Raw genomic sequence first — 13,397 nt, forward strand, 5'->3', positions numbered from 1 at the left:
GGGGTGGTGGGCGACGTCGGGGATGGACGGCAGAATGCAGCACGGAACCCACAGCGAAGGCGGATCAAGATCGTGACCCAGTCTGTCCATCAGCGGATCGCCGACGAGCTCGGCGTCGCCGAACGTCAGGTGCGGGCGGCCGTGGAGCTGCTCGACGGCGGCGCCACCGTGCCGTTCATCGCCCGCTACCGCAAGGAGGCCACCGGCCTGCTCGACGACGCGCAGCTGCGCACCCTCGAGGAGCGGCTGCGTTACCTGCGCGAGCTGGACGAGCGGCGAGCCGCCGTGCTGGAGTCCATCCGTGGCCAGGGCAAGCTCGACGAGGCCCTCGAAGCGCAGATCATGGCGGCCGACTCGAAGTCCCGGCTGGAGGACATCTACCTGCCGTTCAAGCCCAAGCGGCGGACCCGGGCGCAGATCGCCCGCGAGGCGGGGCTGGAGCCGCTGGCCGAGGCGCTGCTCGCCGACCCGACGCGCGAGCCCCGGGAGACCGCCGCCGGCTTCGTCGACGCCGACCGGGGGGTCGCCGACGCCGCCGCCGCGCTGGAGGGGGCGCGCGCCATCCTGATCGAGCGGTTCGCCGAGGACGCCGACCTCATCGGCACGCTGCGCGAGCAGATGTGGTCGCGGGGCCGCCTGGTTTCCCGGGTCCGCGAGGGCCAGGAGACCGCCGGGGCCAAGTTCGCCGACTACTTCGACTTCGCCGAGCCGTACCCGAAGCTGCCCTCGCACCGGATCCTGGCGATGTTCCGGGGTGAGAAGGAGGGCGTGCTCGACCTGACCATGGACCCGGAGGCCGACGGCGACGCCGACGCCCCGGTCACCGGCCCGACCCGGTACGAGGCGGCGATCGCCGGCCGGTTCGGGATCAGCGACGCCGGCCGGCCGGCGGACCGGTGGCTGGCCGACACGGTGCGCTGGGCCTGGCGTACCCGTATCCTCATCCACCTCGGCGCGGACCTGCGGATGCGGCTGTGGCAGGCGGCCGAGGAGGAGGCCGTGCGGGTCTTCGCCACCAACCTCCGGGATCTGCTGCTCGCCGCGCCGGCCGGGGCCCGACCCACCATGGGCCTGGACCCGGGCCTGCGTACCGGGGTGAAGGTGGCCGTGGTCGACGGCACCGGCAAGGTCGTCGCCACCGACACGATCTACCCGCACGAGCCGCGCCGGCAGTGGGACGCCTCGGTCGCCACCCTGGCGAGGCTGGCCGCCGCGCACGGCGTCGAGCTGGTGGCGATCGGCAACGGCACCGCCAGCCGGGAGACCGACAAGCTGGCCGGTGAGCTGATCAAGCGGCACCCGGAGTTGAAGCTGACCAAGGTGGTGGTCTCCGAGGCCGGCGCGTCGGTCTACTCCGCCTCCGCGTACGCCTCGCAGGAGCTGCCCGGGCTGGACGTGTCGCTGCGCGGCGCGGTCTCCATCGCCCGCCGTCTCCAGGATCCCCTCGCCGAGCTGGTCAAGATCGACCCGCGTTCCATCGGCGTCGGGCAGTACCAGCACGACCTGTCCGAGGTGAAGCTGTCCCGGTCCCTGGACGCCGTCGTGGAGGACTGCGTCAACGCCGTCGGGGTGGACGTCAACACCGCGTCGGCGCCGCTGCTCACCCGGGTCTCCGGCATCGGGGCCGGGCTGGCGGAGAACATCGTCCTGCACCGCGACGCGAACGGGCCGTTCCGCACCCGCGCGGAGCTGAAGAAGGTGCCCCGGCTGGGGCCGAAGGCGTTCGAGCAGTGCGCCGGCTTCCTGCGCATCCCGGGCGGCGACGACCCGCTGGACTCCTCCAGCGTGCACCCTGAGGCGTACCCGGTGGTGCGGCGCATCCTCGCCCACACCGGGCAGGACCTGCGCTCCCTGATCGGGAGGTCGGCGATCCTGCGCGGGCTGCTGGCCACCGACTTCGTCGACGACACCTTCGGCCTGCCCACCGTCACCGACATCCTCGCCGAGCTGGAGAAGCCGGGCCGCGACCCGCGACCGGAGTTCCGCACCGCCACCTTCGTCGAGGGGGTCGAGAAGATCAGCGACCTCACCCCCGGCATGGTGCTGGAGGGCGTGGTCACCAACGTGGCCGCGTTCGGCGCGTTCGTCGACGTCGGCGTGCACCAGGACGGCCTGGTGCACGTGTCGGCGATGTCGCACACCTTCGTCAAGGATCCGCGCGACGTGGTCAAGTCCGGCGACGTGGTGAAGGTCCGGGTGCTCGACGTGGACGTGCCCCGCAAGCGGATCTCGCTGACCCTGCGGCTGGACGACCCCGAGACCGGTCGGGGTGGCCCGGACGGCGCTCGCCGGGAGCGCGGCGGCCCGCGCGGGGAGCAGAGCGGGCGCGGCGGCCAGGGTGGGTCCGGCGGGCGCGGCGGCCAGGGTGGGTCCGGCGGGCGCGGCGGCCAGGGTGGGCGCGGCGGACAGCCACGCCAGGGCCGGGGCGGGGCGATCCCGCCGCCGGCCAACAGCGCGATGGCGGAGGCTCTGCGCCGCGCCGGCCTGGCCTGACCGGTCCACCCGGCTGCCGGGCTCACCCTCGCTGCTGCTGGACGAGCCCACAAACCCACTGGACGCCGACGGCATCGCCTGGCTCGGCACCTGGCTGTCGCGCTTCCCGGGCGAACCCGTCGTGGGCAGCCCACGACCGGGATTTCCTCGACCGCGCGGTCACCCGGATCGTCGAGCTGGACGTCGGCCCGGTCCTTCGGCGCGCGAGCTGACGGTCACGTTGGGTGGTCGCTACTTTGAGTCGGCCACCCGGCGCAGCTCGCACCGCGCGGCCGGCTGGCTCATCGCCAGCCGAAGGTGTATCTCCTGGCCAGCGCCTCGCGCGCCGGCTTGGTGAGCTCCGGATGGTTGGATTCCAGGGCTTGCTCGATGCGGTCGCCGTAAACGACTAGGTCGTCGTCGGGTGGGACCTGGTCAAGCTCGGCGAGCAGCGCGGTTATGCGCTGGACGAGCTCTGCGCCGCCGTCGCCGAACAGCCGGGTGACGGCGGCTGGATCGGACGACGGCCAGGACCGTGGCGGGTCGCCCCAGACGAATGCTGTCACGGCCCGGCTCAGGATGTCGTCGTGCACCTTGTGGATGATTCTCCCCTCCAACCCACCGGGCAGTTGCCTGCCCGGTGGGTTGACCGTACCGCGATCACCTCTCGAAGATGACGGTCTCCTTCCCGGTGCGAGCATCGACCTCGATAATTCTGGTCACGTTCGGGTTCGCCTTGAGAGCGGGAAGCTCGATCCTCTTCCAGACGCCGTTTGGCGGGACCGTCTCCCCCATCACGGCTCGGACTTCTCCTCGGGCGGCACGGGCGAAGGCGCGGGACGCCTCCTCCCAGGCAGCAACGGAAGCAGCGTCGCGTTGACCCCAGGTGGGCATGGTGACGCCCCGCGCCTCCAGCAACATCTCCAGGGTCGTACCACCGCGCGCCGTGGCAAACTGCTGGGCCAGCGTCTGCACGCTGACACCGTCGACGGTGCCTGACCAGAAGAGCGCGGCATCCGTCGCGGTCGCCAGGGTCTGCGCCTTGGCGGCCCGCCGAAGCGCGATGAGGAGGCTGGCAGCCCTGGCGGTGGCAATGTCCAGGGCGAACTCACCGGCGGCGACGGCGCACTTCTCGAGATTGCCGTGATAGCAGTCGACATAGTCCTGGGCCATGCCTCTCGCGACGCTCAGCCAGAACGCTCCGACGAGCTTCGCCGCATTGAAGACGTGGATCCTGGTGATGTGCGTGTCGAGCGGCACGGTGCCCAGGTAGTCGTCCACGTACTGACCGGGGCAGTGCGTGGTGTCCGGGTCGGGGCAGGTTCGGACGTACAGCGCCAACTGGCCGGTCAGGTGGTGCGTGATGGTTGCCGTGCAGTGGATGTTGTCGATCATGTGACAGGGCACCGGCGACGGGAACTCGTCCTTGACGTCGATCGGCACGACGATGACGTTCTCCATCCCGGTGGGAGCGTCCGGGCCGATGGCGGTCGCTTCCCTCTGCGCGTTCGCGGCGGCTTCGGCCCGCTGCGCGGCGGCCTGGGCCTCCTGCGCGGCTTCCCGGGCATTCGCCGCAGCCTGCTCGGCGGTGGTGGCGTCCCGGTCCGCCTGGGCCGCGACGTTCCGTGCGCCGGCCGCCTCCGACTCGGCCCGGCTGGCGGCGCCGCGCGCGGAAGCGGCGTCCTGCTCGGCGGCGGTGGCCGCGTTGCGGGCCGTCGTGGCGTCCGACTCGGCGCTGTTGGCCGCCCACCCGGCCTGGAGGGCGTCGCCGAGCGCCTGCTGGGCGTGTGTGGCGGCGCGGGCGTCCGCCTGCTGCGCGGCGGTGGCGTCCCGGGCGGCCTCGGCCGCGAATTGACGGGCCCGCTCCAGCGACTCGGCGGCGCTGGCCGCGTCGGTCGCCGCCGCCGCTGCGGCTTCGACCGCGACCTTGGCGTCCGCGTCGGCCCGGGCGGCGGCCTGCCGGGCGGCCTCGGCGGCCCGGGCGGCCTCGGCGGCCTTCGCCTCGGCGGCCGCGGCGTGCTGCGCGGCCAGGGTCTTCGCGCTCTGACCAACCAGGATCGCCATGCCGGCCGAGGAGTCCTTCTCCCAGAACGGCGTGCCGAGCGTGATCGCCTCGTTCGCCGGATCCGTCACCGCGCGGGCCGCGTCCCCGGCCGCCGCGGCGGCCGCGGCCGCCGCGTAGGCGTGCCCGGCGGTGCGGGCGGATTCCGCCTGGGCCGCGTCCGCCGACCCCCGGGCTGCCGCTGCGTCCGCGCGGGCCTCGGCCGCCGCGTTCGAGGCCAGCTTCGCCTGCTGTTCGGCCCCCTTGGCGTTTCTCGCGGCCTGTTCGGAGGCGACGATGGCGTCGGCTGCGGCGGCGTGCGCCGTGGCCGCGGCGGACTGGCTGACGGTCGCCTCCGCCCAGGCCCCGTCGGCGGCGGCCCGAGCGCGCTCGGCGGCGGCGGTGGCCCGGGTCGCGGCCTCCCGCGCTGCCACGGCCGCCGCGGTCGCCTCGGTGGCCGCGGCCCGCGCGGCGGTGGCCGCCCCGGTGGCCGCGTCCGCAGCGGCCTGTGCTTCGTCGGCGGCGGCCCGGGCCTCACCCGCGCCGCCCTCACCCTCGGCGGCCGCGGCCACGGCCCTCAACGCGGCGGCCTTCGCGACGAGCGCGTCCCGGTTGCGTTCGGCCCGCACCGCCTCGTCGCGGGCTTGGACTGCCTCGCGTTCGGCGGCCAGCGCGACGTCCTTCTTCTGGCTCGCGGTGTCCCCGGCCGCCTGGGCGCGGCCACGGGCCTCGGCCGCGGCCTGCTGCTGCGCCTGGGCCCGCGCCTCGGCCTGCTGCGCCGTGGCCCGTTCCGCTTCGGCGGTGACCCGTTGCGCGGCGGCGATGTCACGTTCGCGCTCGGCCACGACCCGCTTGTCGTGTGCGGCCTGCGCGGCGACCCGGGCGTCGGCCTCGGCCCGCTCGGCGCTGGCCCGTTCGGCGGCGGCCCGTGCGGCGGCCTGGCCCGCCTCGGTGGCCTGCGCGTCGGCCGCGATGGCCGCTGCGCGGGCCTGCGCGGCCGCCTGCTGGGCGGCGACCCGCTTGAACTCCGCCCGCAGCGCCAGGGACTGGGTCTGCGCCAGCGACAGCAGCGCGGCGCTGTCGGCGGCGGTGGCCTCCACCGCGCGCAACGCGGTCTCGGTGGCCTTCTTCGCCGCCGCGGCTGCCGCCGCTGATGCCTTGGTCACCTGGGCGGACTGCTGGGCGTACGCCAGACCGCGCCCATACGGCGTGTTGTCCCTGGCGGCGATCTGCGCCGCCTGCGTCCTGGCCGCGTCCGCCTTCCCGGCGGCGCGCTCCGCCGCGGCGGCCGCCTGCTGCGCCGTGGTGACCAGTTCGGCCACCGTGGTCCTGATCGCGGCCAAATCGGCCGTGGCCTGCGCCTTCAGCGCCGCGGTCGGCACCGGCGGGCAGGTGGGGCAGTCCTTCCAGCGCTTCTGCACCGCGAGGATCTTCTCCGCCACCCAGGCCTGCCCGATGGCCTCGACCATGGTCTCCGAAGCACGGCGAACCTGCGCCGCGGCCTCGGCCTCGGCGGCCACGATGTCGTTGCGCGGACCGGCCTGCGCGGCCAGTTCCGCGTCCCACTCGGCGGCCGCGGTGGTCACCACAGCTTTGAGCGGGCTGTTCGGGTCGGCCGAGTAGGGGCGCGGGTTGGCGGCGTCGCAGGAAGCCCAGCGAATCTTGACCGCCTCTGCCTCGTGGCGGAACTCCACCGAGCCCGGGGCCGGTGCGGCGGCGAGATAACCGCCGTAGACCAGGAAGCGGCGCGCGTCATCCGCCGTTCCGGTGGCCAGAACCACCTGCCCCGCGATCTGCAGGGTGAGGTCGTTCGGCCGTTCCGCCATGATCTCCGAGATCCGGTCCAGCGCCTCCTGCCCAGCCTTCGGGTAGTCGGGCTCGCCATGCAGTGTCTGGTGGGCGATGTCCTGCCGGCCGAACATGAAGTGTGCGATCGAGGCGTCGAACTCCGGCACCGCGTCGTACACCCCGTACGGCTGGAGCTGATTCCGCCAGGCCGTCTGCCGGGCCCAGCGGGCGTCCCGGTACGCCTCGATGGTCTCGTTGTCGCTCCAGAAGGCGCGCAGTAGCCGCTCGTACACGGCGCTGCCCGGCTCTCCGGCGGCGGCCAGGTCGGCGTCCGGGCCCGCGAGGGCCTCGGTCGCCGCGGCCCTCAACGCGGGACCGCCCGCGTGCAACATCCGGGCCGCCTGGCACCGGCCCAGCCGGGTGGCGGCCCGGGCGTCCTCGTCCGCGGCCCCGGACCGCAGCTGGGCCCCGGCCAGCGACACGGTGGACGGTCGGTCCGGCTCGGGCCGGTCGACGCCGGCCACCACCAGGCCATTCACCGCCACGGCCAGCGCCACCACCAGCGCGACCCGCCGGGCCTGCGAGCCGGCCGCAGAAAGGATGACAAGAACGAGTGCGAAGACCCGCGCCCGAAACGCACGCATGGCGTGCCCTCCCCCGTCGCCCCGTGCGCCCCGTTGGGCTCCCCGTCCGGAGGCGATCTACCGCGATCCTTCCCGCTACCCGGATGGCCAGACAAGACCCGAGCACACCAATCCACCGGGGCCGATCGGTTGGTCGGCGGTCGGCCGTTGGCCGCCCTGCACCTGGCCGTCGCACCCGCGACCGGCGACGCCGCGGCACCATGGTCGCCTCTCGTACGCGGCGCCTGATCGGGGCCCGGTGACAGTGCGATGATCGTGGTGGTGTCGACTCGGCATCAGCGCAGCCAGGCGTCCTGCGTCACGTACCCACCGCACGGTCGTACGACGGTCGGGGGCGTTACCGGCCCCGGCTGCGCGGCTGGTACGTGGACCTGCTGTTCGGGGCGGACCGCAGCCCGGCCCGCCGCCCCTGATCGTCGGGGCCGGCGGGCGCGACGGCGAGTCCCATCCCGTTGCGGGCCCTGCTCAACCGACGGCTGGGCGACGCCGCGCCAGGTACCACCACCAGGTCTGCTGCACCGCCAGGGTGAGCAGCCCGGCGAGCACGATCGCGGCCAGGTTGATCACCAACTGGAGCGCCGAACCGCTCGCCTCGTACCACACTCCGTACGCCGCGGCGACCGCGACGTTCGCGGCGGCCGGAACCGTGGTCACCGAGATCAGGACGCCGACCAGGCTGCCGGACTTCTTCGAGGTCAGCGAGAGTATGCCGGCCACCCCGGCGAGCAGGCCCACCACCCAGGAGAGCGCGTCGGGCCGCCAGATGAAGTCGGTCAGTGGCCGCTCACCCTCGAGCATCGCCTTGCTGACCAGGCCCGCGGCGGTCAGTGCCCAGGTGCTGAGCACGGTGACCAGCATGGCGACCAGGAACCCCACGACCAGGGCCTGCACGGACCGGAGGATCACCCGCCCCCTGCGGCGCAGCAGCGCGACGCAGAGCGCCGCGAGCGGGCCGAACTCGGGACCGACGACCATCGCGCCGACGATCAGGATCGGCTGGTCGAGCAGGACGCCGATGCCGGCGAGCATGGTGGCGACCGTGATCAGCACGAGGTAGGTGGCGGAGAGCTCTGTCTGTTCGCCGGTCTTGGCGGCGATCTCGTCCCAGACGACCGCGTCCGCCCCGCTGCCCGGCGCCCGGCGGGCAGCCCGTTCGGCCGCGGCGGAGATGGTCAACTCGACGTCGGCGGCGGCGATCCCACCGTGCGCCTCCACGCCGAGTTGCTGTAACCGGTGCAACACCCGGTCGGCGCTCTCCCGCACCACGTCGCAGAGGATCAGGTCACCGCGGGGCTGGCGGGCGGCGCCGTCCAGCACCGCCAGGTGGGCCACGCCCGGTTCGGCGGCCAGCAGGTCGGCCACCGCGCCGGACCGGTCCGGCGGAGCGATCACCCTCAGGTGCAGCACGTCTCTCCCCTCGCCCAAGCGTGTCCCGGACTCTACTTCGGCACCCGGGGCCGGCGGCGCCTGTGTCCTGCCGTCCCGCTTGACGGTTGTGCCGGCGGGGTCAGTGCTGACTGCGCCTGTTGAGGATGTTTCTCACGTCTGCGCCTGACACCCCCTTCGGGGTAGGACGAGCGATCAAACGGACGCCTCCGGTCGGCGCGCTCGTGCTGAGCGTTCCGAACGGGCGTCCACCAGCCTCCGGACGCCGGTCCCGTGTCCCGGAGGCGCGTACCGTGTCGGGCATGGCGGAGGACGGCCTGGAGTGGCGGGAGCGGCAGCGCCACGCGGTGCGGGCGCACGCGGAGGCAGACGCGCGGCAACGCGCGGCCGAGCAGGCGGAGGCGACGGAGCTGGTATCCCGGTTCGCCGCTGAGGCGACCCGGCGCGGCCTGCGCACCGACCGGCTCACCGCGGCGTCCTACAACGGCCGCAGCCGGTACCGCACCCGCCTCGCCGGCTGGTACATCGATCAGGCCCGCGCCCGCGCGGTGGACACCGACGGGCGTTTCTACCTGCTGACCGTGCCGGCCAGCCTCCGGTCCCGGCTGCTCGGGGCACGGCCGACACCGTCGGCACCGCCCCTGGTCGTCGGCCGGGGCGGCCGGGACGGGGAGTCCCTGCCGCTGGCGGCCCTGCTCAGCCTGCGTCTCGAGGCAGGCGACGACTGGCGGTGACCGCAGGGAGCTCACGATCGGCCCGCCGTCGGGCCCGGTCCGGCCGCCGGCCCGTGCCCGGCCTCAGACGGGCAGCATCGGTATCCCGTCCGGCCCCGTTTCGGTGGCCTGGCGTTGCCCGTCGCGGTGGGCGGCGGTGCCGAGGAACTCGCAGCCGGTGGCGACCCCGGGCGCGGAGACACCCTCGCGGGAGAGCACCACGCGTACGGTCGCCGCGAGGATTCGCAGGTCCAGCCCGAAGGAACGGTTGTCGACGTACTCGACGTCGTAGGCGAACTTCTCCTCCCAGGTCAGGCTGTTACGGCCGCGTACCTGGGCCAGCCCGGTGATGCCCGGGCGGACCTCGTGCCGGCGGGCCTGCTCCGGCGTGTACCGGTCGAGGTAGCGCACCAGCAGCGGCCGGGGCCCGATCAGGCTCATGTCACCACGCAGCACGTTCCACAGCTCGGGCAGTTCGTCGAGGCTGCACGCGCGCAGCCACCTGCCGACCCGGGTGAGCCGGTCGGCGTCGGCCACGAGGCCACGGGAGGGGTCGACGTGCCGCATGGTGCGGAACTTCACCATCTGGAACAGCTGACCGTCGCGGCCCGGACGGGGGTGCCGGAACATGACCGGCCGGCCCAGCGTCACCAGCACGACCACCGCGACGAGCAGCAGCACCGGCGCGGTGACGATCATCAGGAGCAGCGCCCCCACCACGTCCAGCATCCTCTTGTAGGGGTCGTACGGCCGGGCCGGTGCCCGAACCTCGTGGCGTGGTTCGGGCACGGTCAGCAGGGTGGCGGGACCACCCGTCTCCCGGTGTGAGATGTGGCTTGTCACGAGTCTCCTCCAGCAGCGGTCGATGAAGAACGCCGCCGGCTCAGCGCCTTTCCGCTCCGCCGGTCCATCTTCAGCAACATGTCCTCGATGTGGTCGGCGCCGACCCGCAGCGACATCCGCTCCCGGTACACCGCGAGCGCCCGCCGGGACATCGCCGCGCGCGCCTCCTCGGACAGCGCGGCGGCGCGACGGAACTGGGCGGCCAGCGCGGCCACGTCCTCCGCCGGGCTCGCGAGTCCCGCGCCGCTGGTCGCGACCAGGTCGGCGCAGTCGCCGTTCGCGGAGATGATCACCGGAGCGCCGCTGGCGAGCGCGGCCTGCAGCTTCGAGGGGACCGTGCCGCGCAAACCCGGCATGTCCCGCAGGGTCACGAGTTGATAGTCGGCGGCGGCGTACAGGCCGGCCATCTCCTCCGGTGTGCGGCGGCCGAGGAACCGAACGTTGTCGACGCCCAACTCGGCGGCGAGCCGTCGGGCCGCCGCCTCCTCGTTGCCCGAGCCGACGAAGACCAGGTCCAGCACCGGGCCGGCCGCCGCCGCGGCGCGTACCGCCGTCGAGACCCGTTGCAGCGGGCCGAGGTTGCCCGCGAACATGACGACCGGTCGACCACGGTGGCCGATCGCCGCCAGGTCCCCCGCGGTGGCACGCGCCGGACGGAACAGCGTCTCGTCGGTCCAGTTCCACACCACCCGCACCTTGGTCGGGTCCGCGCCCCGGTCGATCACCAGGTCGGCCATCGACGGCGAGATGACCGCGATCTGGGTGGCACTGTGGTAGATCCGCCGCATCACCCCGCTGATCCCGCGACCGAGTAGCCGCCCGACCACGCCGCCCGGAGCCATCGCCGAACCCGTCACCGACTCCGGCCACATGTCCTGCACGTGCAGCAGGGCGGGCACCCCGCGCAACAGCCTCAGCAGGGCCGGAGCGGCGTACGCGGTGGGGGGCGGGCTGAACACGTAGACAACGTCGACCCCCGACAGGAAGCGGGGTGCCGCCGCCAGGCTGGTGGCGGCGAACGAGATCAGGTTCGCGGCCCGCCGGGCCGCCGAGGCGTCGTGACTGGGGTAGATGGGCACCCGCCGGACGGTCGGCCCGCCGCCCCGCTCGACGTGACGCCACCGCTGGCGGAATCCAGGATAGGTGCGCCCGGTCGGATAGTTGGGGAACGCGGTGAGTACCTTCACCTCGTGCCCCCGCGCCGCCAACTCGTCGGCGAGGTTGCCGGCGATGAACACCGGTTCTGGCGCGTACCACTGGGTGACCAGACCGATCTTCACGCCGCCGCCCCGGCCGCCGCGGGCACCGCGCTCTCCACCCGTTCCGCGACGGTGTCCGGCCGCTCCGGGTCGAAGAGCTCGTTGGCCCAGAAGAGGGTCAGCAGATCCTCCGAGCCCACGTTGAGGATCTTGTGTACCCACATGGTCGGCATGTCGACGGCCACGGGTTCGTCTCCGTCGACGCGGAACCGGATCACCTCGGTGCGGCCCACCCGGCGCAGACTGATCTCCGCCCGACCCCGCAGCACCACGAAGCGCTCCACCTTGGCGAGGTGGAAGTGCTCACCCCGGGCCACCCCCGGGCGGGTGGCCGAGCAGAACACCTGGCCGGCTCCGCCGTGCGATCTGGCTGTCTCCACCAGCTCACCGCGCACGTCGGCGTGCTGCGGCAGCGGGATGGGATGCTGGTCCGGGAAGGTGAACGACCGGTAGGTGTTGAACAGCCGTACCGCGTCGCGGTCGGTCAGCGCCGGGATCTCCCCCCTGCGGTAGGTCGCGGCGTAGCCGGCGAGGCGACGGGCGAGTTCACGGACGCTGATCCGCAGGCCGGGCATCGAGGCGTCCCAGGTGCCACCGGCCGGGGCACCGATCAGCCGGGCCGCGGCGTCCGTCGCGTGTACCAGGGTCAGCTCGCGATCCTCGTGCAGCTCCGGCTCACGTCCGTCGGCGAGCAGCCGGCAGAAGGTCGCCGTCACGCCGTTGTAGAACGGGCGGCCGTGCTCGCCGTACAGGTTGGGCAGGGGCTCGTCGACGAGGTCGGGACGGGCAGCCGCCAGCGTCGCCGCGGCCGTCGCCTTCGAGTCGCCGTACGGGGTGCCGTTGCCGGCCTGCACCGAGTTGGCGTAGACGACCGTCCCCGGCGGCGTCGCGCAGCGGCGCAGCCCTCGGGCCAGCGCGGCGGCGAGCTGGACGTTGCCGCTGGCGACCTCCGCGGGCTCGCCCCGGTTGACGCCCGCGAGGTGCACCACGCGATCAACACCGTCGATCCGGGCCGCCACCGTGGCCGGGTCGAGAAGGTCGGTCCGGCTGACCACGACGGGCTCGGGCCACCCGAGGGCGCGGGCCAACACCCGGACGTGCCACCCGAGGAAGCCGTTGGCCCCGGTGAGGGCGAGCCGGGTCACGACAGCACCTGATCCCGTAGGGTCAGCTCCGCCCGCACCTCGGGGAGAGTGACCAGCAGCTCCATGATCTGCGGTACGTCCAGGCGGACCGCGTTGGCGGAGTTGAAGTCCTCCCGCGGGCTCTCGGCCAGCTCACCCTCGGTCACGTAGAGGGCGTAGTTGAGGTCACGGGCGTCCAGCGGGACCCGGAAGAAGTCCCCGAAGTCCTCGGCACGGACCAGTTCCTCGCGGCTGGCCAGCGTCTCGTCCTGCTTCTCACCGTGCCGCACGCCGATCACGTCGAGCTTGGTCGGCACGTCGAAGAGCTGGCAGAGCGCCTCGGCCAGATCGGCGATGGTGCAGGCGGCCGCCTTGCGGACGAAGACGTCGCCGGCGCTGGCATGTTGGAACGCGTGCTCGACCAGGCTCACGGAGTCGTCCAGGGACATCAGGAACCGGGTCATCGCCGGGTCGGTCACCGTCGGCGCCCGGCCGGCCTTGATCTGCTCGATGAACAGGGGTATCACCGAGCCGCGGGAGTACATGACGTTGCCGTACCGGACACAGGAGACGGTTGTCGGGCTGTCCGGATGGTTCCGGGCGTGGGCCTGCGCCACCTTCTCCATCAGCGCCTTGCTCATGCCCATCGCGTTCACCGGGTACACGGCCTTGTCGGTGCTGAGCAGGACCAGCGACCGGACCTCGTTGCGCGCCGCCGCCTCGACGACGTTGGCGCTGCCCAGGACGTTGGTGCGGACGGCCTCCAGCGGGAAGAACTCGCAGGACGGCACCTGCTTGAGCGCCGCGGCATGGAAGACGTAGTCGACGTCCCGGCTGGCGTGCAGCACACTGTCGAGGTCGCGGACGTCGCCGACGTGGTACCGCACCCGGTCGTCACCCAGCACCCGACGCATGGCGTCCTGTTTGGCCTCGTCGCGGCTCAACACGCGGACCTCGCCGACGTCTCGGTCGAGGAGACGGCGCGTCATCGTCTGACCGAAGGACCCGGTTCCACCGGTGATCAAGATCCGTCGGCCGGCGAAGTTAAGCGTCACAGTCACTCCTGACAGCAGGGCAGATGCAGTGTTAGGGACAATCTATTGCTTAGCGCCGCAATAGTGGCAGGA

The 13,397-nt window shown here is 73.3% G+C and carries 9 protein-coding genes and 1 pseudogene; 3 read left to right on the top strand and 7 right to left on the bottom strand.

What is annotated here, in order from left to right; genetic code table 11:
* The first annotated feature begins 72 nt into the window (after positions 1-72).
* A complete protein-coding gene (locus E1165_RS02495) occupies positions 73-2,493 on the top strand; it encodes a Tex family protein (protein ID WP_243704556.1) in 2,421 nt (806 codons plus the stop codon).
* Between the two features lie 281 nt (positions 2,494-2,774).
* Here the strand turns inward: E1165_RS02495 and E1165_RS02500 are convergent, their stop codons facing one another.
* Positions 2,775-3,065: a hypothetical protein gene (locus E1165_RS02500; RefSeq protein ID WP_132387248.1), complete on the bottom strand. Its 291-nt coding sequence runs from the start codon at positions 3,063-3,065 to the stop codon at positions 2,775-2,777.
* A 67-nt stretch (positions 3,066-3,132) separates the two neighbouring features.
* Positions 3,133-6,945 (bottom strand): ALF repeat-containing protein, encoded by a 3,813-nt coding sequence (locus E1165_RS02505; RefSeq protein WP_132387250.1) that lies wholly within the window; start codon positions 6,943-6,945, stop codon positions 3,133-3,135.
* Positions 6,946-7,253: 308 nt separating this feature from the next.
* On the opposite strand from E1165_RS02505, the pseudogene E1165_RS02510 reads away from it, so the two are divergent.
* Positions 7,254-7,475, top strand: a pseudogene (locus E1165_RS02510) (hypothetical protein); the annotation flags it as partial.
* On the opposite strand, the gene E1165_RS02515 reads toward E1165_RS02510, so the two are convergent.
* Entirely contained in the window at positions 7,411-8,352 is a 942-nt protein-coding gene (locus E1165_RS02515; protein ID WP_132387252.1) for a DUF389 domain-containing protein, read from the bottom strand. The pseudogene E1165_RS02510 and the gene E1165_RS02515 overlap by 65 nt on opposite strands.
* A gap of 281 nt (positions 8,353-8,633) precedes the next feature.
* On the opposite strand from E1165_RS02515, the gene E1165_RS02520 reads away from it, so the two are divergent.
* Positions 8,634-9,065, top strand: a complete 432-nt coding sequence (locus E1165_RS02520) for a hypothetical protein (protein WP_132387254.1) — start codon at positions 8,634-8,636, stop codon at positions 9,063-9,065.
* Positions 9,066-9,128: 63 nt separating this feature from the next.
* Here E1165_RS02520 and E1165_RS02525 read toward each other — a convergent pair whose 3' ends face one another.
* The 4 genes from E1165_RS02525 to E1165_RS02540 are packed head-to-tail and all read right to left on the bottom strand — an operon-like array spanning position 9,129 to position 13,331.
* On the bottom strand, positions 9,129-9,887 hold the full coding sequence (locus E1165_RS02525) for a sugar transferase (protein WP_305792146.1): 759 nt from the start codon (positions 9,885-9,887) through the stop codon (positions 9,129-9,131).
* A complete protein-coding gene (locus E1165_RS02530) occupies positions 9,884-11,167 on the bottom strand; it encodes a glycosyltransferase family 4 protein (RefSeq protein WP_132387256.1) in 1,284 nt (427 codons plus the stop codon). The genes E1165_RS02525 and E1165_RS02530 overlap by 4 nt, the downstream gene beginning before the upstream one ends.
* Positions 11,164-12,291, bottom strand: coding sequence for an NAD-dependent epimerase/dehydratase family protein (locus tag E1165_RS02535; RefSeq protein WP_132387258.1), 1,128 nt, complete (start codon positions 12,289-12,291; stop codon positions 11,164-11,166). The genes E1165_RS02530 and E1165_RS02535 overlap by 4 nt, the downstream gene beginning before the upstream one ends.
* Complete coding sequence (locus tag E1165_RS02540) at positions 12,288-13,331, bottom strand: polysaccharide biosynthesis protein (RefSeq protein WP_371687291.1); 1,044 nt, start codon at positions 13,329-13,331, stop codon at positions 12,288-12,290. The genes E1165_RS02535 and E1165_RS02540 overlap by 4 nt, the downstream gene beginning before the upstream one ends.
* Between the last annotated feature and the right edge of the window lie 66 nt (positions 13,332-13,397).

Origin of the sequence: Micromonospora sp. KC723, from assembly GCF_004348595.1 — a bacterium.
GTDB lineage: Bacteria > Actinomycetota > Actinomycetes > Mycobacteriales > Micromonosporaceae > Micromonospora.

Coding starts and splice junctions, on each gene's coding strand:
- E1165_RS02505 (WP_132387250.1), bottom strand. CDS start 6,945: ATGCGTGCGTTTCGGGCGCGGGTCTTCGCACTCGTTCTTGTCATCCTT.
- E1165_RS02520 (WP_132387254.1), top strand. CDS start 8,634: ATGGCGGAGGACGGCCTGGAGTGGCGGGAGCGGCAGCGCCACGCGGTG.